Raw genomic sequence first — 23,710 nt, 5'->3', positions numbered from 1 at the left:
AATTAATAAGTGGTTTCACAGGCATTTATGGTAAATCTATCATGCGGATTTTTTAGTAGTCTGAGATGCTCTTATTTTAATTATTCATTGGTATTATTTTTTAAAATATATAATGCGGGTTGTTTATGATTAGCGTTGAAAAAGTGGTGAGTAAGCGCGAGCGTCAGGCTTTTATCTCTTTTCCGTCTGCACTTTATGGCGACGATCCCAACTGGATCCCGCCGTTGATGATTGAACGCGAAGAGCATCTTTCCGCGAAGAACCCCGGTACCGAACATATCCGTTGGCGGGCGTGGGTTGCGCGCAAAAACGGTGTGCTGGTGGGGCGAGTTACCGCGCAAATCGACACCCTGCACCGCGAGCGCTATGGCGATGACAGCGGGCATATCGGGATGATTGATGCGATTGATGATGCGGAGGTTTTCAGGGCGCTGTTTTCCGCCGCAGAGGCGTGGTTAATCGCGGAAGGCGCGCGAAAAATTACCGGTCCTTTTAGCCTGAACATTAATCAGGAAAGTGGCTTACTGGTTGACGGATTTGACACGCCACCTTCGGTGATGATGCCGCACGGCAAGCCCTGGTATGGCCCGCGCGTAGAGCAACAGGGGTACACCAAAGGTATTGATTTGTTTGCCTACTGGATGAAACGTACTGATTTAACGTTCTCCCCTTCGCTCACCCGGCTGATGGATCAGGTACGTAAAAAAGTGACAATTCGCTGCATTGACCGAAAACGCTTCGCCGAAGAGATGCAGATATTGCGCGAGATATTTAACTCCGGTTGGCAGCATAACTGGGGGTTTGTGCCCTTCACCGAACGTGAATTCGCCGAGATGGGCAATCAGCTGAAGTTTCTGGTGCCTGATGACATGATCTACATTGCGGAGATCGACGCCACGCCCTGCGGTTTTATCGTAGGCATGCCCAATATTAATGAAGCGATTGCCGATTTAAACGGGCATCTGTTTCCCTTTGGCTGGGCGAAGCTGCTATGGCGCTTAAAAGTGAGCGGCGTACGCACGGCACGCGTGCCGTTGATGGGTATTTGTAAAGAGCACCAGTTCAGCCGCATTGGCCCGGTGATTGCGCTATTACTGATTGAAGCGCTGCGCGCGCCGTTTGCGAAGCGCCGCATAGATGCGCTGGAGATGTCCTGGATTCTGGAAACCAATACGGGGATGCGGACGATCCTTGAGAAAATAGGTGCGGTGCCTTACAAACGTTATCGGTTGTATGAGAAGGAGTTAGGTGGGCAATTGCGCTGAATTTTGCCTGATGGCGCTGCGCTTATCAGGCCTACGGAATCTCGTAGGCCTGATGCGGCATTGCGGTTTACACGATTATCGCTCGCGGAAGGCTTCCGCTCTGGCGCGCAGAATCGGTTTTAGCAGATAGGCCAGAATGGTTTTTTTGCCGGTAATGATATCCACCGATGCGACCATTCCGGGGATGATCAGCAGCGGTTTTTGATCGCTGCCGAGGTGATTCTTCTCGGTGCGCAGGCGCACGATATAGAAGCTTTTCCCGTCTTTATCGGTCACCGTATCCGGGCTTATCTGCTCAAGCGTAGCTTTCAGGCCGCCATAGATGGTGTAGTCATAGGCGGTGAATTTCACCATCGCTTCCTGGCCTGGGTGCAGGAACGCAATATCCTGCGGACGAATTTTGGTTTCAATCAGCAGGGTATCATCGAGCGGGACGATTTCCACCAGATCGCTACCCGGCTGGATAACGCCGCCGATGGTGTTGACCATCAGTTGCTGCACGACACCGCGCACCGGCGAGGTCACCAGCGTACGGTTCACCCTGTCTTCGATAGCCTTGCCAGAAGCCTGCGTTTTGCTGAGATCGGTGCGCGCTTCGTTAAGCTGCGACAGCGCTTCGCTGCGATAACGATCGCGCGTTTCGCCAATCTTGTTTTCGATCTCTTTTATCGCCGCCTGCGCGCGCGGGATCGCTAATGTCACCGACTCCAGCTGACCGCGCGTGTCCACTTCCGAGCGGCGCAGGCGCAGGATTTCCACCTTCGAAATCGCCCCCTTAGCGACCAGCGGTTCGGACATGCTGATCTCCTGTTGCAGCAGGCCAAGGCTGCGGCGGGTCTGGCTGGCTTTCGCCTGGTAGTCCAGCAGCTCCTGTTTCTTCTGCACCAGCTGTTCGTTCAGCCCGCCAATTTCGCTTTGAATCCGCTGTTTGACGCTGGTGAAAAGCTCCATTTCTCCGTTGGCGATATCCGGCGATTTCTGCGCGATTTCCGGCGGCAGTTCGAGGGTTTCTTTATCGGCAAGCTGTGCGGTCAGGCGCTGAACGCGCGCTTCCAGCGCCAGGCGGTCGGCCTCCGACTCCCCGGCGTTCGAGCGGAAACGGGTATCGTCCAGACGCAGCAGCGGCGCGCCAGCCTTAACAATTTCGCCTTCATGGACAAACACTTCCGAGACAATACCGCCTTCCAGGTTTTGCACTTTTTGCAGGCGCGATGACGGGATAGCCCGGCCATCGCCGCGCGTCACTTCATCAATATCGGCGAGCGCAGCCCAGGTCAGCATAACCACAAAGAATGCCAGAATCGCCCACAGGGTGATGCGCACCACGCGCGGGGAGTCGTCGAGCAGCGCTTTGTTCACTTCGTTAGCAGCAAAGGTGGAGGTGTTTTTATCGCCAAACAGCCACTTCATCAGGCGGCTAAGCAGGTTACCGGTTTGCATGGATTTGCCCCTTTTTCAGTGCGTTCATCACGCTTTCTTTCGGGCCATCAGCGATGATTTTGCCGTTGTCGAGGATGATCAGGCGATCAACCAGCGTCAACAGCGACGCGCGGTGGGTCACCAGCAGCAGCGTTTTATTGCTGACGATGGGCGTCAGCGCTTTTTTGATCAGGTCTTCGCTGGTGTTATCCATCGAGCTGGTGGGCTCATCCATTAACAAGATTGGCGGGTCGAGCAGGAGTGCGCGGGCGAGGGCAACCGCCTGACGCTGGCCGCCTGAGAGGTTCATCCCGCGTTCGCCAACCTGCATGTTGTAGCCGGAAGGATGGCGACGGGCGAACTCGTGGACGCCAGCGATCGTCGCCGCGCGGATCATGGTTTCTTCATCGACGTAGCTGGCGCCGGTTAACAGGTTATCGCGCAGCGTGCCGTTGAACAGGTGGATATCCTGCGGTGCGTAGCCGATGTTGTGGCGAATATCGTTGACGTCAAGCTGGCGCGCATCAATGCCATCAATCAGCACCGTACCGGCGTCCGGCTGATAAAACCCAACCAGCAGCTTCGCCAGCGAGCTTTTTCCCGAACCGCTGCGGCCAATAATCCCCACTTTTTCACCGGGAGCAATCTTCAGTGAGATCCCGTTAAGCGAGACAAACTGGTTTTGCGGATAGCGGAACGAGACATCATAGAACTCCAGCGCGCCAGAGAGCGTCTCGCGCTTCAGCGGGACTTCCTCGCTGTGCGTTTCCTGCTCCAGGTCCATCATGCTGTCGATGGTGGCTTTGGTCATTTTGGCACGCTGATAGCGGGTAATTAAGCCACAGAGCTGACCCACCGGCATCATTGCGCGGCGTTGCAGCAGGTAGCAGGCAATCAGACCGCCCATGCTGAGGTTACCGGCGATAATCCAGTACACCCCGGCGACGATAATCACCACGCCGCTAAACTGTTGCAGCCAGCTGGTAAAGTTGACCGCGATATAAGAGAGCGATTTAACCCGCAGTTCCAGCTTGCTCAGGCTACCAATCACCTGTTCCCACTGATACTGCCGTTCGCTTTGCGCGTTGTTGACCTTGATGGCGTCCAGCCCCGTCAGGGTTTCTACCAGCATGGCCTGGCGTTCATTGGCCAGGCGATAGGTTTTTTTCACCTGCGCAAGCAGCGGGCGCTGGAGCATCCAGTTCACCAGTACGGCAATCGGGTAGGCCAGGATGGGGATAAACACCAGCGGGCCGCCGATAATGCCGATGACCAGTAAAATAATCAGCGTGAAGGGGAGATCGATAAGCGCAGTCAGGGTCAGCGACGAAAGGAAATCGCGCACGGACTGATACTCCTGGAAGTTCTGCGCAAAGCCGCCCACGCGGCTGGGGCGAAGCTTCATTTTCATGCCCAGCAGGCGCTCGAAAAGCGCCGCCGAAACGATAAGATCGGTCTTTTTACCCGCCAGATCGAGGCAAATGCCGCGCAAAATCTTCAGAACGAAATCAAACGCAAAGGCGATGGTAATCCCGATTGCCAGCATCCATAACGTGGCGGTCGCCTGGTTTGGCACCACGCGATCGTAGACGTTCATCACGAACAGCGGCGTGGCAAGCGCGATCAGGTTGACCAGGAAACTGGCGACAACGGAATCGAGATAGAGAAACTTCGACAGCTTCAGCGTGTCCTGGAACCAGGATTTTGTTCGCGGGATAGAGGCGTTCGGCTGGGTGTCGAACTCATGTTCCGGCTGGATAAATATCACCTGACCGCTGTAGTCGGCGGCCAGTGTTTCCTGCGCGACGGTGATTTCGCCGCCCCGGGTTTCCGCGGAAAGCAGGCGGGCACGCTTCTGTTCGTCCCAGCCAATGAGCACCGCCGCCTGCGAATTTTTTAGAATTAAAATTGCGGGTAGCGAGATAGCAGAGATGGCATCCAGCGGGCGCTGAATGACTCTGGCTTTAAGTCCGGCCCGTTGTGCCGCGCGCGGAAAGGTACTTTTCGTGAGACGATTTTCCTCTAAAGGGAGGCCGGCGGTCAGCGCATTGCGGCTGGTGATGATGTTATGAAGCTGACAGACAACCAGTAAACAATCCAGCAGCGGGTCATCGTGGCTGTGCTGGGGATCGTAGCGGGTGCTGTTATTTTCCGGAGAAGAGTTACCAACTGAATCAGTTTGAGGTGCCATCGTCTGACCTTACATAAACGAAAAAGCGCAGGGCGCATACGGACGGAATCCTTCAATATGGCTGAAGTTTTCCGTCTGTACACCTGTGGGTATCACCCATACATCCCTGAGTCGTTACTTCAATTCCGGCAGGTCGACTTTCGACGTTTTCATCTCTTCCACCGGTTGGGCAGCGGAAGGGGCCGGAATATTCAGTGCTTTTAACAATTCGCCCGTCCGGGCGTTGATGCGGTAGTGCGTAAACATTTCGACATACTCGAGTTCCACGTAGCGGCGCTGCGCGCTGAACACTTCGTTTTCACTGTCGAGCATATCCAGCAGCGAACGGTCGCCGAGGCTGAACTGTTCCTGATAGGCGGTTCGCACCACCATGCTGCGGTCGGCATAATCTTTCGCAATAGGCACCTGTTGTTTCGCGTTCACCAGGGCGTTCCACGCGAGGCGCAACTCTTCGTTGAGCTGACGCAGCGCATTCTTTTTCACATCCTGCGCTTCCTGCATTTTGTAGGCGTAGGAGGTGAGTTGTGCCTGATCGCTGCCGCCGTTAAACAGGTTGTAGCGCATGCGCACCATCGCCTGCCACTCCTGATCGTGGCCGCGCGTGCCGTCGACGTTATTGTCCATCCGGCGTCCAACATCGACATCCACGCTTGGGTAGAAGCGCGATTTCGCCGCTTCATACTGCTGACGCGTGGCTTCTACATCCGCATCCGCCTGTTTCAACAGCGGGCTATTATCCAGCATCACTTTCTTTGCATCTTCCAGCGAGGCCGGGATTTTTGACGGCTGCGGGTTGGTGAGGTCGGTCGCTTCACGGCCTACCACGCTTGAGTAATTGGCGCGAGCATCTTCAAGATTGGTTTGCTCCGTCAGAAGGTTGTTACGCGCCTGGGCCAGACGCGCTTCTGCCTGCTCATAGTCAGCCTGGCGACCAACGCCCTGCTCGGTGCGCAGGCGGATCTGATCGAAAATGCGTTCGTGGTTTTTCAGGTTCTCTTCCGCCAGCCTGACCATTTTCTCCTGCATCAGCACGTTGAGATAGCTCTGGATGGCGGTCAGCGCGGTGCTTTCTGCGGTATTCATCACCGTGAACGCGCGCGAGTTGACGGTCGCTTTCTGGCGCGCCACTTCGCTGGTGGTGGCAAAGCCGTTAAACAGATTCTGGCTCAGGTTGATGCTCGATTCGCTGCGGTGCAAATCGCGCAGGTGATCGCCCGAAGCGCGCGTGGTGGCGTTATCGGTTTGCTCCCAGCCGGTGCCGGCAGAGACATCCAGCGTAGGCAGATAACCGCCTTTGGCCGCTTTTAAATCTTCATCGGCAGAATGACGACTATTGATGGAGCCGCTAATTTGCGGATGCGTAATCAGCGTCTCTTTTACAGCCTGCTCAAGCGTCGTCGCGCAGGCATACCCTGACGTCAATAATGAAAGCGTTAATCCGAAAGCGATCTGATCGCGGTAGTGCATTTTATTGTCCTTATCGTTTCTTAAATTCTCCGGCCTGAGCGCTTTCCTTGCCGGAGACCTTGCCCACTCTCCGCATGTGCGTTTTGGGCAGAATCAGCCCCTCGCGCGCATCGGCTACGAGAGGCTTACCGTGGTCAGGAGTCGGTATCGGGTTTGGCGATTAAGTTATCGACGTGCGCGTCGTCCCCTCCAGTATAGGCATCGTTTCCGTCAGCCGCTGAATCCGCCGAGACGATCTGGTCGGTTGCATTGCTGCTTTCGGCACTTACGTCGGCCACAGGCAGCAGTTTGCCCAGGTCGTCGTCGCTGCTTTCATCGTGGATAATATCGCTGAAATTGAGCGGCTCTTCACTGCTGAGCGTTGTGGCGCTGGCTGGACTGTCGCCGTGATCGGCGTCGCTGTTGTCCGTTGCACTTTCGGCGACATTCGCGGTTACCGTCTGACTTTCTCCTGTGGAAGCATCTTCGCCCCCCACGAGGTTGCTTAACGAGGTCTCAGTGGCGCTGTCAGCCGTGGCCGCATCATTTGGCGTTGATGCACTATCGGCGACAGTTTCTGTTTGCGTCAGATAGAGATCTTCACTATCGATAAGCGAGGCGTGCGAGTTGTCTGCCTCGCTGCTTTCGGTTTGCGTATCGTCACCGCTGACCGTTGTGTCATTTTCCGCGACCGACGCGTGCGTGTCTGCGGTATTGTCCGTTTCCTGACTTGCGACGTCGTGATGAGGGGATTGCTCGTCAACCAGCTCGCTGGACGTCGCCGCCACGCTTTGCGTTGCATCCGTCGTTTCGCTTTGCGACTGCGTATCGTGCGTCGTGTCGCTATCGCTGGTGTCATGATGTTCATCGGCGGAGGTGGTCAGCACATCCGCATCATGACTCTCCTGTGTCGTTGACGTCTCTGCATCACTGCCGGAGAGCGTAATGCTATGGTGATCGTCGCTGACGGCAATATCCCCGCTGTCGTGGTGTTCGCCGTTGACGCTGGTTTCAATATCCACCTTCACGTCATCCAGATTGACCTGATTGTCGGTGGTCAGCGTGATATTGGCGTTCAGATTGGTGGTGTCATCGACGTCGATCACCACATGGCCGTTAGCATCGACGGTGTACGTTTGGCCGTTATATTCAATCGTACCCTGCGGAAGGCCGGAGAGCGTAATGGACGTTATCTGGTCGTGCTCGCCGCCACCGTTGACGGACGCATCCAGCGACAGCTCGTAATGCCAGGACGTTTTACTTTCCGGCGCATTAGGGTCCCAGCCCTGGCCGCCGTCAGAGGAGGTGACGTCCGAGATTGAGTTCGAACCCTGAACGATGGTTTTGTCGCCGATGGTGATTGTGACGTTATCGACATAGTTAATATTGCCGTTAACGTTCGCCGGGCCTTTGTCGGCGTGCCAGCCTTGACCATCATCCTGAACATAGATGGTGTCACGCGCATCGCCATTTGGACCGGAGGCAGAGGTTGTATTGCCTTTAATTGAGTTCAGGTCGCGGAAGTTTCCGTCCTGCCAGTAGCCGCTGCCTTCGTGAACGAGGAAGACATCGCTGTGGCTTTCATCGCCCGACGGGTTGCCGTTGGTATAGACCTTAATTTGATCTTTCGGGATCTGATCGGAAACGCGTCCCGCCTCGATATCCCCTTCGGTGATCCATAGAATCACGTTTTCACCGATGGCGACGATATTGCCATTTTCATCCACGTCGTAGCCGTTAGGATCGCCGCTGCCGCCGTTGATTTCGGTGACCTTTGAGGATTCAGTGCCGCTGAAATCGACTTCTAAGGTGATGGAGTGATCGGCGTCGGAATCGGAATCGGCGTCGCTGTCGGAGTCGGAGTCGCTGTCGGAGTCGCTGTCGGAGTCGCTGTCGGAGTCGGAGTCGCTGTCCGAGTCGGAGTCGCTGTCCGAGTCGGAGTCGCTGTCCGAGTCGGAGTCGCTGTCCGAGTCGGAGTCGCTGTCAGAATCGGAGTCGCTGTCGGAGTCTGAGTCACTGTCAGAATCCGAGTCGCTGTCGGAATCGGCGTCACTGTCGGAATCTGCGTCACTGTCAGAATCGGAGTCGCTGTCGGAGTCTGAATCGCTGTCAGAATCCGAGTCGCTGTCGGAGTCTGAGTCGCTGTCGGAATCCGAGTCGCTGTCAGAATCCGAGTCGCTGTCGGAGTCTGAGTCACTGTCGGAATCCGAGTCGCTGTCTGAGTCTGAGTCACTGTCGGAGTCTGAATCGCTGTCCGAGTCCGAGTCACTATCTGCGTCTGAATCGGAGTCGCTGTCAGAGTCAGCATCGCTATCGGCGTCAGAGTCGGAGTCGCTGTCAGAGTCAGCATCGCTATCGGCGTCAGAATCGGAGTCGCTGTCAGAGTCAGCATCGCTATCGGCGTCAGAGTCAGAGTCGCTGTCAGAGTCAGCATCGCTATCGGCGTCAGAATCGGAGTCGCTGTCAGAGTCAGAATCGCTGTCTGAGTCAGAATCACTGTCGGAATCTGAGTCACTGTCGGAATCCGAGTCACTGTCAGAGTCAGCATCGCTATCGGCGTCAGAATCGGAGTCGCTGTCAGAGTCAGAATCGCTGTCTGAGTCAGAATCACTGTCGGAATCTGAGTCACTGTCGGAATCCGAGTCACTGTCAGAGTCAGAATCGCTGTCCGAGTCGGAATCACTGTCGGAATCTGAATCGCTGTCCGAATCCGAGTCGCTATCGGAATCCGAGTCACTGTCGGAATCCGAGTCACTGTCAGAGTCAGAATCGCTGTCCGAGTCGGAATCACTGTCGGAATCTGAATCGCTGTCGGAGTCTGAATCGCTGTCCGAGTCGGCGTCGCTATCGGAGTCTGAGTCGCTGTCGGAATCCGAGTCGCTGTCGGAATCTGAATCGCTGTCGGAATCGGAGTCGCTGTCGGAATCAGAGTCGCTGTCGGAATCAGAGTCGCTGTCGGAATCTGAGTCGCTGTCGGAATCGGAGTCGCTGTCGGAATCGGAGTCGCTGTCGGAATCGGAGTCACTGTCTGAGTCAGAATCGCTGTCGGAATCCGAGTCGCTATCGGAATCCGAGTCACTGTCTGAGTCAGAATCGCTGTCCGAGTCGGAATCACTGTCGGAATCTGAATCGCTGTCCGAATCCGAGTCGCTATCGGAATCCGAGTCACTGTCTGAATCGGAGTCACTGTCGGAATCCGAGTCACTGTCGGAATCCGAGTCGCTGTCGGAGTCGGAGTCACTGTCTGAGTCAGAATCGCTGTCGGAATCCGAGTCGCTATCGGAATCCGAGTCACTGTCTGAGTCAGAATCGCTGTCCGAGTCGGAATCACTGTCGGAATCGGAGTCACTGTCCGAGTCGGAATCACTGTCGGAATCTGAATCGCTGTCCGAATCCGAGTCGCTATCGGAGTCAGAATCGCTGTCCGAGTCGGAATCACTGTCGGAATCGGAGTCACTGTCCGAGTCGGAATCACTGTCGGAATCTGAATCGCTGTCCGAATCCGAGTCGCTATCGGAGTCAGAGTCGCTGTCAGAATCCGAGTCACTGTCGGAATCCGAGTCACTGTCTGAATCGGAGTCACTGTCGGAATCCGAGTCACTGTCTGAGTCAGAATCGCTGTCCGAGTCGGAATCACTGTCTGAGTCAGAATCGCTGTCCGAGTCGGAATCACTGTCGGAATCTGAATCGCTGTCCGAATCCGAGTCGCTATCGGAATCCGAGTCACTGTCTGAATCGGAGTCACTGTCGGAATCCGAGTCACTGTCGGAATCCGAGTCGCTGTCGGAATCAGAGTCGCTGTCTGAGTCAGAATCACTGTCGGAGTCGGCGTCGCTATCGGAGTCTGAGTCGCTGTCGGAATCCGAGTCGCTGTCGGAATCCGAGTCGCTGTCGGAATCTGAATCGCTGTCGGAATCGGAGTCGCTGTCGGAATCTGAGTCACTGTCGGAATCTGAGTCACTGTCGGAATCCGAGTCGCTATCGGAATCGGAGTCACTGTCTGAGTCAGAATCGCTGTCCGAGTCGCTATCGGAATCCGAGTCACTGTCTGAGTCAGAATCGCTGTCCGAGTCGGAATCACTGTCGGAGTCTGAATCGCTATCCGAGTCGGAATCACTGTCTGAGTCAGAATCGCTGTCGGAGTCTGAATCGCTGTCGGAGTCTGAATCGCTGTCCGAGTCTGAGTCGCTATCGGAGTCTGAGTCGCTATCGGAGTCTGAGTCGCTGTCCGAATCTGAATCGCTGTCTGAATCAGAGTCACTGTCGGAATCCGAGTCACTGTCTGAATCGGAGTCACTGTCGGAATCCGAGTCGCTGTCGGAGTCAGAGTCACTGTCTGAGTCAGAATCGCTGTCGGAATCCGAGTCGGAATCACTGTCGGAGTCTGAATCGCTATCCGAGTCGGAATCACTGTCTGAGTCAGAATCGCTGTCTGAGTCAGAATCGCTGTCCGAGTCGGCGTCGCTATCGGAGTCTGAGTCGCTGTCCGAATCTGAATCACTGTCCGAGTCGGAATCACTGTCGGAATCTGAATCGCTGTCCGAGTCGGAATCACTGTCGGAATCTGAATCGCTGTCCGAGTCGGAATCACTGTCGGAATCTGAATCGCTGTCCGAGTCGGAATCACTGTCGGAATCTGAATCGCTGTCCGAATCCGAGTCGCTATCGGAGTCAGAGTCACTGTCCGAATCGGAGTCGCTGTCGGAGTCTGAATCACTGTCTGAATCGGCGTCACTGTCTGAGTCAGAGTCGCTGTCGGAATCTGAATCGCTGTCTGAATCAGAGTCGCTGTCTGAGTCAGAATCGCTGTCCGAATCAGAGTCGCTGTCTGAGTCAGAATCGCTGTCCGAGTCAGAATCGCTGTCCGAGTCAGAGTCACTGTCTGAATCGGAATCGCTGTCGGAATCAGCGTCACTGTCGGAGTCAGAATCACTGTCCGAATCCGAGTCACTGTCTGAATCGGCGTCACTGTCTGAGTCAGAGTCGCTGTCGGAATCTGAATCGCTGTCTGAATCAGAGTCGCTGTCTGAATCAGAGTCGCTGTCTGAATCAGAGTCGCTGTCGGAGTCAGAGTCACTGTCGGAATCGGAATCGCTATCCGAATCTGAATCACTGTCAGAATCGGAGTCACTGTCCGCGTCAGAATCTGCATCCGCGTCGCTGTCCAGCAGCGTCAGTTCTTCTTCGCGAGTATCATCAGGGAAATCGAGCCCGGTCGTTGGATATCCCGCATTCGGATCGAGAATTTCACCGGTTAGATCGAGAATAACGTGGGTGTGTGAGCCGCCTCCGCTGGCACCGGGTTGCCCTGTTGCGGGTTGTGGGCCAGCGGCGGTAGCCTCTAGAATTTGGGTCGGGTCCTGTCCGTCAGCGATGGCCTGCTGGATGGCGGCAATGTCGGTCGGGTCAACTTCAGGTGTCGAGACGGGGGCAATACCGTTACTGTCCCAGTGGGTGTCGCGGCCCAGATCGAGGGTTTTGCCGTCCGCGAGGGAGACGGTCACCGCGCCAGCGGGGCCGGTTTCAATTTGTTCTCCACTCAGGATGTGATCACCTTCAGTCAGCAGACGCCGGCTTCCATCAGGGGCGATAGCGAAAACTTGTCCTATTATCGCTTTAATTGTTCCGACTATAGCGCTCATGATGTTTCTCCTGACTCTTTACGTGACCCGTACACCTGTGTTTTCGTCCCTGTCATTCGATGATATCAACGAAACCTGTTGACATATAGACGGCCAGAAGGCCAATTTGCTGGGTTTTATAAGAAAATATTGGAATATTAAATAATTAACTGAAAAATCAATGCGAATTTACTTATAAAATAACCGAATGCTTAGGAGTTTTCTTTGATTTAAATAAGGGATTGGTAGGAATCTGAAGTAAAATTCGGGGAAGAGATATTTAAGTCTAATCATTAGCAAGCAATCTAACTATTTTTATATTAAATCCGGGCGTATTGTAAGGTATTTCCGAATATTGAAATCGTGTCGCATTCAGGCGTTATACCTGAATGCGTTTAATCTACGATTAACCCGCTTTAAATCAGCCGGTCTTCCTCTTCGCCAATTAAATCTTCCAGCCCGCCCAGCGTTTGTCGGGCTTTCGCGCGGCTGAGCAATTTGTTTTGTGCCGCAGGCGGGAGATCGGTAATGCTGATCACCCCTTTACTCATCAGCACCTCAATCAGATCCTCAAGGACACGGACCATTTCGAGATCGCTCTGCTGCAACTGCTGTAGCGTGGCGGCACGCAGCGTATTAACCTTTAACCACTCGTCAATTTCAGCGGTGGTTTCATGGCTCTGTTCAGTCGATTCGGGGAATGGAGCAGGCTCCACCCGGACGATCCGACCCTCACTGTCACGTTCGATAAAATGCATGATTATGCTCCTGAGAATTATTTAGTGAGAGTGCTGGCATCGCTAAAATATCGTCCCATTGCACCATACAAACCTATTTTTTCCAATACGGCCAGTTCACCTTCCGTTTCCACTCGCTCAGCGATTAACGGTAAATTGATCTGACGCGTCGCCCAGTAAATGGCTTCGATAAAGAGTTTTTTGTCCTCTTCCTGATCGATATGACGAATATAGCCGCCATCTACTTTAATCCACGCCAGCCCCCACTGCGGCAGGTTGCCAATCAAATGGAAACGCCCGCCGAAGTGTTGAATGCCCAGACGGCAGCCCAGCGTATTGAGTTTTTGTACCAGCAGGCTGACCTGCTCCGGATTCGGCAGCTCATTTTCATCGAGCTCCAGCGTGAGTCGGCCCGCGAGATGGCGCGCGCCTTTTAGCGGTTGCAGCAGCGCGTTCATGCTCTCCTCATCGGCAACACTTTCGCCACTGATGCTCAGCGCCAGCGGCTGGGTGCTTTTCTCCATCGCTTTCAGCGTCTGTTTCAGCATGACGATGTCCATCCGGCGGCTCAGCGCCAGGCGGTGGATCCACGGCATAAAGCGTCCGGCGGGGATGATTTCACCTTCCGGTGTCTTGATGCGGGCGAGGATTTTCTGATGCAGGATGATGTTTTTATTGTTGCACTCATATACGGGCTGGGAGAAAAGCTCGAAGCTCTCTTTCGCCAGTACGGTTTCCAGACGTGTGTGCCAGTGATGGTGATCGTCTTCGTTTTCCACTTCCTGTGGTGCCTGCGTGTCGGCAAAGAAACGCATCTCCGTTTCCGCCATCGCCAGCGCCTGGTCGGCCTGACGCAGCAGCGCCTGCGGCGTATCGCCCATATTGAAACTCACCTGCGAGAAGTGGGCGACGGGGGTGACGTCACTCATGCCGGTTTCATGCAACGCTTTTAATTGTGTGCTGAGGGTGGCAATAAGATTTTCCATCTCCTGCGGCAAAATCGGGGGCGCGATAATCGCGAACTCACCGCCGCGAATACGCGCCAGGAAACCTTCGTTATGGAAAAATCGCTGCTGGAGCTCGTTCAGAATATCGGCCACGGCAACCAGCAACTGATCGGTTTTAGCCCCGCCGAGGCGCTGGTTCAAGCCGATGAGGTCCTGCACGCGCAGTAAAATCAGATGGCCCGCGGCGTGTTCTTCATCGCTCAGACGCGACTGGAGTTTAATATCAAATGAGCGACGGTTGTTCAGCCCCGTCAGGCTGTCATTATAGGCCTCCTGACGCAGCGTTTCGGTACGCGTGGCCTGTTCGCTGAACAGCGCTTTAAGCTGGGTGACCATCATGTTGGTGGCTTCCACAACCCGGCGGAGCTCCGGCGTTTTGGGGCGTTCCGGCAGATTGAGGAACTCGCGGCGGCTGATCGCCAGCGCCTGATCGACAATATGATTCAGCGGGCGCAGGCTGCGGCGTAGCATCAACATCGCGCCCAGTACGCAAAGAATGCTGCACACGCTTAACAGCAGGAAACTGGCGACCAGGCTATCCCACAGGCGCGTCAACGCGAACATCGGATGGCTGATCACTTCCACTTTCGCCACCTGGTTCCAGCCGCGCATCACTACCGCTTCACCCTGGCCGGGGTTCAGACGTACCATGCGCACAAACCAGTTAGGGACGCTGGCGCTTTGCGGCGTGTTCTGGCGTTCAATCAGCGGTTTGCCGGTTTTGATATCGACAACCCGGATCCGGTAAAAGTAGCCGCTGTCGAAGATGGAATTCACCATCAGTTCCGTCATCACCGGATCGTCAATATTGGCCGTGAGCGAAAGGCCCAGTGCGGTGGCGCTATCCTGTGCGTGCGCACTCAGTTGGTTGTGGTACTGTTCGCGCGAACTCTCCAGCGTCACATAAAAGCTGCCGCAGAAGATGATGACCGTGAACAGACAAATACCAATGAGTAGCTGTTTATAGAGAGACATGGCTACTTCCTATTCATTAATTACAAATCCTTCTGCACGCATCTTGGTGAGAAGATCCTGCCAGCGAGAAATCTTTTTACTGTCGCCCACGCGCTTGTTTTTACCTGCCTGCGGGATCCATAACCCCTCGCCGTTGAAGGAGTAAACCGGCAGCAGGTCATTACGCTGTGTCGCGGGTAAAATAGCGGTTTTTAAGTTATCCAGAATTAACGGTACCGCGTCGGGCGTGGCGTACCAGGCGACAACCATATGCGCCTGATTTAACTGCAACGCTTTAACATAGGTAATTCGAAGCTGACTGGCGGGCACGCCCAATTCACGCAGGGTGAAATATTTCGCCAGCGCGTAATCTTCGCAGTCGCCCGCACCTTTGCGTAAGAATTCAATCGGCGTTGCCCAATAATCCTGCTGCCCCCATACGGCGATATCATCACGAAAACGCATGCGGGAATTAAAAAACTGATTAACGCGGTTTAATTTATCCTGAATAGTGCCCTGCGGCGGATTTTTAAGCAATGCCGCCCACTCATCAATGTTGCGCTGCGCCGTTGGCGTGGCGGGGCCGTAGAGCTGTTGGCTGCGCGAGTTGATGGTGTTGAAATCCCAGCTGGCGCCGAGGCCAGGTGAGAGCACGAGCAGTAGCGCCAGCCAGAATGCCAGCCAGCGTTGCCAGAGTGTGCGACGGCTCAGTCGAACGTTCACGCGCGGTTCTCGACCCCTTTATTTTCACGGGAGGCTAGTGCCTGCATCTCCTGCCACCAGGTCTGCCAGAGTGTGGCAACCTGTTGTTCAGAATAGCGCGCGGCGTGGCGCAGGGCGTTTTCCTGCATTTGCGCACGTTGCTGCGGGTTCTGTAAAACCGCGATCAGCGCCTCTGCCAGCGCGGTTTCATCATTCGGTTTCACCAGAATTCCGGCACCGGAATTTTCCAGCAAATCGCGCGGGCCATACTGGATGTCAAAACTGACCAGCGGCGTGCCGTGGGCGAGTGACTCCATGCAAAAAAGAGGGAAACCTTCCAGACTGGAACTTAGTACCGCGCAATTTGACTGCTGATGAACACTTTCGAGATCGTGAGTGAGACCGTGGACGAAAATGTTATTTTCCAGATGGTTATCTATAACCCATTGCGCCAGCTGTGTTTTTAACGGGCCGTATCCCCAGGTGTGAAGTTCTGCCTCCGGAATGCTTGCTACAACCTGAGCAAACACCCGGAAAAGAAGCTGATGCTGCTTTTCCGGAGAGTAGCGGGCCATACAAAGGACTCGATATCCTGTGGTCTTTGTCACCGCGTTCAGCGGTAACGGCGGGGATAAATGATTAGGAATGGTGCGCATGCGTTGCGCTCCTGAGATAACCTGCGCCAAATCATTCTTTTGCGCGTCAGTCAGCACAATAATACGGTCGAGCAGCGTTTCGTCGCGCAACACATGTCGATATGCCTGCTTAAACTCACCGTCTTCCCGTTGATGCGTCGAGTGAATCACCGACGTCAGGGTCGCATTCAGCCAGTTTTTGGGTTTTGAAGAGACAAACTCCCGCCACGGCAGATTTTTATCGACCAGAAAATGCCACGTGGTTTGCCTGTCCAGATTATGCGCCAACATGGCGGCGGCGAACGCCTCTTCGCTCGCATAGCGGCGTTCATGGTCGGTAAAGCGCAGCTCAATGGCGGAAAGATATGCCGTGCCTTTCAGAGAGCGATAGTGCCGACGCAGCACGATTTTCTGCGTGGGCAGATGGACAAAATCTTCGTGGCTGAGATTGCCCTCCCCGTTGACGTAACGTCGGGCCGCGAGAATGTTGCGGCTGTCCTTACGCGTTTGTGCACGCGTGCCGGGGCGCAGTTCCTGCATCGGGCGAATATCACCGCGCTCCAGCATGGCCGGCAGCCAGTCATAAACGGTCAACGCGTTAACCGGTGCGGGCAGTTTTCCGCTTTCATAAAGCGCCTCTACCGTGCGTGCCAGCTGCGGGTTCCAGCTGGAGGTGATCACCCACGGCGAAACGCCAAGCTGGCGAATAAACAGCGCGCAACGGCGGATGGAGGCGATTTCAATTCCGTTGCCTTCATGGCGGAAATTGCCGCACAGGAAAACCAGTTGTTGCTGAGGTTTGGCCTGCTGGAGGCGATATTTACGGTAGGCCACATAGCCGGAAAGATAGTGTTCGACGTCGTCAATGCGCACTCGATAACTGTGATGGCGAATGAAAAAACTGCCGACAATTTTTTGCGGGTTTTTGAAAAACATCGCCAGTTCCGGCCAGAAAAAGCCGTTAGCCAGATAACGGGCGCGGTACTCCAGCGCGCGGTAAAATTTATCGACGTCAAAATCGGCCAGCAGATGCCGGTGCGTTTCATCATTCTGCAGACGCTCAATCATGCGTTGCGCCGCCATCATCAGTTCCAGAAGCGTCGGGTAGGTGGTCACTCTTTTCAGCACGAAATCGAGGTGATCGCGCACGTTGTCCAGCCCGAACTGATAGTAGCGGGCCTGCGGACGATAGCGCGTCAGCTCGTTCACGCAGTAACTTAACCAGTGATCGTGCGCCTGCCAGTGTTTCCGGGCGATAAAATTGTCCATCGCCCGTTCAACAATTGACAGCCAGCGCGGGTTTTTGGTCAGGCCATACAGACGCATCAGCGCGAAGGCAGCTTCTCCGTCGTAGTAAATAATGCGCTGCTCTTCTTTCAGCGAAAGATCGGCGGCATGCAGTACGTGAACAAATGCGCCGCTTTCGGCGTTTTGCATAAAGGCAATGCCGTTCGCCAGGCGTTCCATTTGCGCCAGATAGCGCTCATTTCCCGTCAGTTCGCTGTATTTCGCCATCGCCAGAATGCACACGGCGTTGCCGCCGAGTTTTATCTCATCGCCGGTGTCGACCAGAAAATCGGCGTCGCTGCCGTCGGGCAACGTACAGGTGCGGATAAGCTCGCTGGCGAGATCGTGTAGCGCGCGTTCGATGGCGGCAAACTGCGTGTCGTTCTGCGTGACTTCCCAGCCTTCTAACAGCGCGTAGGTCGAGCTGGCGTGGCGCAGAGCGTTATAGGTGGGGATCGCGCGATCGAAGCAGGGGAACCAGCCGTAATGAAAGCGGCCCGATTTTTTAACCTGCCGCGCCAGATAGTCACTGGCCGAGTGGATCATCGGCTCCAGTTCATCCTGCCAGTGCGGGAGCTGGCGATAGCCCGAATGGGGCCCGGCAGATTCAAGAGGATATGCCCGATTACCATCGCTGAACGCGCCGAGGGTGGTAAAACGCCAGAGGATTTTTTCCGGTGCGTCCGGCCAGTGCCGTTCGCTGCCAAAACGCTGACGCGTATAGCTGACCAGATTTTTATCGTTAGGCGTAGCGACGCCTTCGGTGCCCACGTAGAGCAGCGCGTTGGCGGCAATTTCTTGCTCAAGCAGGGCGTGTTCAAAGCTTTCGCTGAAGCTCAGGCCAAAGCGGAAATAGTTACGCTTGGTTTTGCGCAGTTTATTTTGCAGCGCATCCCAGCGTAGTGCTTCAACGTGGTTGACGACATCCACGCGCAGCCAGCAAGGTTGCGTGGTTTGCTTCTGTGCCCAGCGTTGCAACGCTTTTGCGCCCGCAATCCAGGCGTTGTCCAGCGTATCACCACGGGCTTGTTCGATGTGAGCACGTTCCTGACCATTACTCACGCTAAAAAAGAGCACATAACCCGGAACGTGAGAAGCATCGGCGGCAATATTAAATTGCTCAACCAGAGGCCGGGTTTGCGCGAGCAAATGGCTCAATGACATATCGGTATCCTGCTGCGCGAAGAAAATCCCTGTATTTTATAAGATAACATTATAGTGTTCGGCCTGGATATTCCGCATTCGCATGGATTAGTGCGGGACTTCCTTTTTCAGAAAACCGATCGAGTTATATGCCAGGACGCTGATGCCGTCCTGGCGTGATATTACCTTTCGCGCAGGGCTTCGGCTTTGGCGCGTAAAATCGGTTTCAGCAGGTAGCTCAACACGGTTTTTCTGCCGGTCATGATATCGACCGAAACCACCATACCCGGAATGATCAACAGCGGTTTCTCTTCATTACCGAGATGGTTACGCTCCGTGCGCAGGCGGATCTGGTAGAAGCTGCGACCCTCTTTGTCGGTGATGGTGTCAGCGCTGATGTGCTCCAGTGAACCCTTCAGCCCACCATAGATGGTGTAATCATAGGCGGTAAACTTGATCATCGCTTGCTGGCCCGGATGTAAAAAAGCGATATCCTGCGGGCGTACTTTTGCTTCAACCAGCAGCGTATCGTCCAGCGGAACGATCTCCACCAGTTCGCTACCCGGCTGGATAACGCCGCCGATGGTTGTCACCAGCAGTTGCTGTACCACGCCGCGTACCGGTGAGGTGACCAGCGTACGGTTGACCCGATCCTCAATCGCTTTACCGGAAGCTTCCGTTTTGCTCAGGTTGGTGCGTGCCTCGTTGAGCTCCGCCAGCGCATCGCTGCGATAGCGACCTTTGGCTTCGGCGATCTTACTTTCAATCTCTTTGATCGCCGATTGCGCGCGCGGGATCGACAAGATCACCGAATCGAGCTGGCCGCGGGTTTCCACTTCCGAACGGCGCAAACGCAGCACTTCGACTTTCGAGATAGCGCCCGCGGCAACCAACGGCTCCGACATCCGCACCTCCTGCTGAAGCAGGCCAAGACTGTTACGGAATTGCACCTTTTTAGCTTCGAAATCCAGCAGCTCCTGACGTTTTTGCGACAGCTGTTCTTCGAGGCCGGAAATCTCACTACGGAAACGTTCGCGCTGGGTGTTGAACAACTCGCGCTCGCCGCTAGCGATGCCTGGGGCATCGCGCTCAATTTCCGGGCTGATTTCCAGCGGTTTGTCGTCAATTTGCGCCTGCAGGCGCGAGATGCGCGCAATCAGCGCATTGCGATCGGCCTCGCTTTCACCCACGTTGGAACGAAAACGCGTGTCATCCAGGCGCAGTAACGGCTGCCCGGCTTCCACAATTTGCCCTTCATGAACAAATACTTCCGAGACAATCCCACCTTCCAGGTTCTGGATCTTTTGCAGGCGCGATGAGGGAATCGCTTTTCCTTCGCCGCGCGTCACTTCATCGACCTGAGCGAACGAGGCCCAGACAACGAAGGCGATGAAAAACGCAAAGCAGGCCCAGAGGGTGATGCGTGTTGAACGCGGCGCGCCTTCGGTGATCACGCCGTTGATGTCATTGACCGTGAAGGGCTTCTCCGTGGAGAGGAGACCCATACGGCGCAGGAGTGCTTTGATAGCCTTAGTGACTCGCATGGATTTGCCCCTTCTTCAGCGCCGCCAGGACGTTATCGCGAGGCCCATCAGCGATAATGCGGCCACGATCGAGAATAATCAGTCGGTCAACCAGCGCCAGCATCGACGCGCGGTGCGTCACCAGCAACATCGTTTTGCCGCGCGTGTTTTCCATTAATGCGCGGCGCACTGCGTCCTCGGTGGTGTTATCCATTGAGCTGGTGGGTTCATCGAGCAACAAAATTGGCGGGTCGAGCAGCAGCGCGCGCGCCAGGACCACCGCCTGACGTTGCCCGCCAGAGAGATTCAGCCCACGCTCGCCAACCTGCATGTTGTAGCCATCCGGGTGTTTACGGGCAAACTCATGCACGCCTGCCAGACGCGAGGCGCGGAGCATGACGTCATCATCGACATAGCTTGCGCCGTAGATAAGATTTTCACGCAATGTGCCGCTGAACAGGTGGATATCCTGCGGGCCATAACCAATATTGTGGCGCAGATCGTTTACGTCGATTTGATTCGCATCCATGCCGTCTATCAATATTTCGCCCGCGTCAGGCTGGTAGAAACCGATGATCAGCTTCGCCAGCGAGCTTTTTCCCGACCCGCTTCGGCCAATAATACCCACTCTTTCGCCCGGTGTAATGGTGAAGGAGATGGCGCGGAGCGAAGCGTATTTCTGGTCCGGATAGGTAAAGGTGACATTCTGGAAGGCAATCGCGCCCTGTAATTTTTCGCGCGCGACCGAAGGCGCATCTTCCTGACGCTCCTGCGGCAAATCCATCATGCTTTCGGTGGTTTCCATCGTCATGCGCGCCTGCTGATAACGCGTGACGAGGCCGCTCAGTTGCCCCATCGGCACCAGCGCGCGTCCGTTCAGCATGTAGCAGGCAATCAGGCCGCCCATACTGAGGTTGCCATCAATAATGAGATAGACCCCGGCGACAATCATCGCCACGCCGGAAAACTGCTGGAGCCAGGCGGTAAAATTGACCGCCAGCGTCGAGAGCGTTTTTACCCGCAGCTCTTTTTTGCTCAGCGTGCCCAGCGTTTTTTCCCACAGATACTGACGCTCGCTTTGTGCATTGTTCACTTTGATGGCGTCGAGGCCGCTCAGAGTTTCAATCAACACCGCCTGGCGCTCTGAGGAGAGTTTCATGGTGTCGTCGATGGTTTCATTGAGCGGTCGCTGAATCAGCCAACTGACGACCAGCGCCAGCGGAAACGCAACCAGCGGAATAAATACCAAAGGGCCGCCGATGATGCCAATCACCAGCAGCATCAGCAGGGTGAAGGGCATATCGATAAGCGTAGCGAGCGTCAGTGAAGAGAGGAAATCTCGCAGCGACTGAATTTCATGGATGTTTTGCGCGAAGCTCCCCAGACGCGCAGGGCGCGCTTTCATCGCCATCCCGGTGATTCGACTGAACAGCGACGCCGAGACGATCATGTCGGTTTTCTTCCCGGCCAGATCAAGACAGCGGCTGCGCAAGGTTTTCAGCAGTAAATCAAACAGAAAGGCGACGGTGATACCGATCGCCAGCACCCACAGTGTCGAGGTCGCCTGATTGGGCACCACACGATCGTAGACGTTCATCACAAACAGCGGTGTACACAAGGCGATGACGTTAATCAGGAAGCTGGCAACGATAGAGTCAGTGTACAGCGTCCGCGAGAGTTTTAGCGTATCGCGAAACCAGGTTCGGGTTCGGGGTATGAGCGCTGTTTCGCTGCGTTCGCGCTGATGCATCGGCTGAATAAACAACGCCACGCCGGTGTATTCATCCGCCAGCGTTTGCGCATCAATCGATAGCTCACCACCGAGCGTTTCGCTTGGCAGAATACGCGCCTCGCCGTGTTCGCTCCAGCCAAGCAGTACGGCGGTGCGGTTGCCTTTGAGCAACAAAATGGCGGGCAGAGAGACGGCGGTGATTTTTTTCAGCTCACGCTTGAGCATGCGTACCCGCAGATTCGCGCGGGCGGCGGCGCGTGAGAAAATTGCCAGCGTGAGTCGGTTATTTACCAGTGGTAATCCGGCGGTTAACGAGACGCGACTGGCCGGACTGCCATGCAGCATGCAAATGGCCATCAGGCTATCCAGCAATGGATCGTCGTGAAGTGTACGTGGGTCGATGCCGATATCGTCCTGATTATCAACAGTATCGCCGCCGGAAGAGGGGATTGAATGTAGTGCCATATTTTATGTCCTTATAACAATACCGGCTGTTAATACAGAGGGAGCCGGGCTCCCTCTGTATTAACAATTTATTTCAGGTCCGGTAATGACTGCTGATCCTCAACCCAGGTCGCCTCACTGGCTGATGGCGGTTGAATGGACATTGACTTCAGTAATTCGCCCGTACGCGCTTTAATTCTATAGCCGGAAAATAATTCAACGTATTGCATTTCAATATTTCTGCGCTGCGCAGTGAATACTTCATTTTCACTGTCGAGCAAATCTAATAACGTACGCTCGCCAATACTGAATTGCTGGCGATAGGCGTCACGCACTTTATAACTTTGGTCAGCATATTGTTGCGCAATCGGAACTTGCTGCTGCGCATTTTTTAATGCGTTCCACGAAAGACGTAATTCTTCCGTTAATTGACGCTGCGCATTATTTCGTACATCTTGTGCTTCACGTAATTTATAAGCATTTGATGTAAGATTTGCCTTATCCGTCCCGCCATTAAACAAGTTGTAGCGCATACGCAACATCGCCTGCCATTCCTGGCTGTGGCCGCGGGTGCCATCGATATTGTTATCCATGGTACGGCCTGCCTCGATATTCACATTCGGGTAGAAAGTGGATTTCGACGCTTCATACTGCTGGCGGGTTGCTTCAACATCCGACTCGGCCAGTTTCAGCAGCGGGCTGTTGTTCAGCATCACTTTACGCGCATCCTCGAGGGTGCCCGGTGTGGCGACCGGTGCAGGCTGGTTCAGCGACTCGGCTTCGCTTCCGGTGATACTGAAGAAGTTGGTGCGCGCATCTTCCAGATTGGTTTGCTCGGTCAGCAGATTATTTCGCGCCTGGGCCAGACGGGCTTCGGCCTGCTCGTAATCAGCCTGACGGCCTACGCCTTGTTGGGTTCGCAGGTTGATCTGATCAAAGATGCGTTCATGGCTGGCAAGGTTTTCTTCCGCCAGCTTGACGAACTGCTGGCGCATCAGGACATCCATATAGACCTGAATCGCGCTCAGCGCGGTGGTTTCGCTACTGTTGCTTACCCCGTAAGCGCGGGAGTTAACGGTGGCTTTCTGGCGGGCCACTTCGCTGGTGGTGGCAAAACCGTTGAACACGTTTTGCGTCAGCATCAGTGACGATTCGCTACGGTGCAGGTTACGGCGGTGATCGTTCGCCGCGCGGGTGGTGGCGTTATCGGTTTGCTCCCAGCCGGTGCCGGCATTTAAATTTAATGACGGGAGATATCCGCCTCTTGCGGCTTTCAAATCATAGTCAGCTGAATATCGACTATTGATTGAAGCGCTAACTTCTGGATGTGTGTTAAGAGTGTTCTTAATGGCTTGTTCGAGTGTTAATGCGTGCGCGGAGCCAGTGACAAATAATGGCAACGACAAAGCAAGCATAACCGTATCGCGCTTTTTCATGATGTTATCCCTTCGCGTTGAATATCCTGATTGGCAGCTAAGATAAACCAATTGCGAAAGAGTTCGAGCGATTAAATACGCTGTTTTACAAAAATAATAAAAACATATTATTACTCATGCAGGTCTGAATATATATATTTGAATTACTGGTCTGAATATAGTCTGTTA

12 protein-coding genes are annotated in these 23,710 nt (G+C 54.7%); 1 reads left to right on the top strand and 11 read right to left on the bottom strand.

Going from position 1 to position 23,710, the window contains the following annotated elements; all coding sequences use genetic code 11:
* Positions 1 to 125 precede the first annotated feature (125 nt).
* A complete protein-coding gene (locus G163CM_RS15925) occupies positions 126 to 1,265 on the top strand; it encodes an N-acetyltransferase (RefSeq protein ID WP_231825600.1) in 1,140 nt (379 codons plus the stop codon).
* 75 nt (positions 1,266 to 1,340) lie between these two features.
* On the opposite strand, the gene G163CM_RS15920 is transcribed toward G163CM_RS15925, so the two are convergent.
* The 11 genes from G163CM_RS15920 to G163CM_RS15870 all read right to left on the bottom strand — a co-directional run bounded on the left by G163CM_RS15920 (position 1,341) and on the right by G163CM_RS15870 (position 23,542).
* A complete protein-coding gene (locus G163CM_RS15920; RefSeq protein WP_420851097.1) occupies positions 1,341 to 2,705 on the bottom strand; it encodes an HlyD family type I secretion periplasmic adaptor subunit in 1,365 nt (454 codons plus the stop codon).
* Positions 2,692 to 4,875, bottom strand: coding sequence for a type I secretion system permease/ATPase (locus G163CM_RS15915; protein WP_015966257.1), 2,184 nt, complete (start codon positions 4,873 to 4,875; stop codon positions 2,692 to 2,694). Before G163CM_RS15915 ends, G163CM_RS15920 begins: the two co-directional genes overlap by 14 nt.
* A 114-nt stretch (positions 4,876 to 4,989) precedes the next feature.
* Positions 4,990 to 6,342, bottom strand: a complete 1,353-nt coding sequence (locus tag G163CM_RS15910; RefSeq protein ID WP_015966256.1) for a TolC family outer membrane protein — start codon at positions 6,340 to 6,342, stop codon at positions 4,990 to 4,992.
* Positions 6,343 to 6,476: 134 nt separating this feature from the next.
* Positions 6,477 to 11,963 carry a retention module-containing protein gene (locus tag G163CM_RS15905; protein WP_231825599.1) on the bottom strand — a complete coding sequence of 1,829 codons (5,487 nt, stop codon included), beginning with the start codon at positions 11,961 to 11,963 and terminating at the stop codon, positions 6,477 to 6,479.
* 395 nt (positions 11,964 to 12,358) lie between these two features.
* A complete protein-coding gene (locus G163CM_RS15900) occupies positions 12,359 to 12,700 on the bottom strand; it encodes a tryptophan synthase subunit beta (RefSeq protein ID WP_149465127.1) in 342 nt (113 codons plus the stop codon).
* Between the two features lie 17 nt (positions 12,701 to 12,717).
* Positions 12,718 to 14,661, bottom strand: coding sequence for a cyclic di-GMP receptor LapD (gene lapD / locus G163CM_RS15895; protein ID WP_231825598.1), 1,944 nt, complete (start codon positions 14,659 to 14,661; stop codon positions 12,718 to 12,720).
* Between the two features lie 9 nt (positions 14,662 to 14,670).
* Positions 14,671 to 15,363 (bottom strand): cysteine protease LapG, encoded by a 693-nt coding sequence (gene lapG / locus G163CM_RS15890; protein WP_015966252.1) that lies wholly within the window; start codon positions 15,361 to 15,363, stop codon positions 14,671 to 14,673.
* Complete coding sequence (locus G163CM_RS15885) at positions 15,360 to 18,428, bottom strand: glycosyltransferase (RefSeq protein WP_231825597.1); 3,069 nt, start codon at positions 18,426 to 18,428, stop codon at positions 15,360 to 15,362. Before G163CM_RS15885 ends, lapG begins: the two co-directional genes overlap by 4 nt.
* A gap of 161 nt (positions 18,429 to 18,589) precedes the next feature.
* Positions 18,590 to 19,912 (bottom strand): HlyD family type I secretion periplasmic adaptor subunit, encoded by a 1,323-nt coding sequence (locus G163CM_RS15880; RefSeq protein ID WP_420851447.1) that lies wholly within the window; start codon positions 19,910 to 19,912, stop codon positions 18,590 to 18,592.
* Between the two features lie 25 nt (positions 19,913 to 19,937).
* On the bottom strand, positions 19,938 to 22,127 hold the full coding sequence (locus G163CM_RS15875) for a type I secretion system permease/ATPase (RefSeq protein ID WP_231825595.1): 2,190 nt from the start codon (positions 22,125 to 22,127) through the stop codon (positions 19,938 to 19,940).
* A 68-nt stretch (positions 22,128 to 22,195) separates the two neighbouring features.
* Positions 22,196 to 23,542, bottom strand: a complete 1,347-nt coding sequence (locus tag G163CM_RS15870) for a TolC family outer membrane protein (RefSeq protein ID WP_231825594.1) — start codon at positions 23,540 to 23,542, stop codon at positions 22,196 to 22,198.
* Positions 23,543 to 23,710: the final 168 nt, after the last annotated feature.

The organism is Pseudocitrobacter corydidari, assembly GCF_021172065.1.
Classification (GTDB): domain Bacteria; phylum Pseudomonadota; class Gammaproteobacteria; order Enterobacterales; family Enterobacteriaceae; genus Pseudocitrobacter; species Pseudocitrobacter corydidari.
Note: the sequence above shows the minus strand (reverse complement) of the source record. Positions and strands in the feature narration are given on the sequence as shown.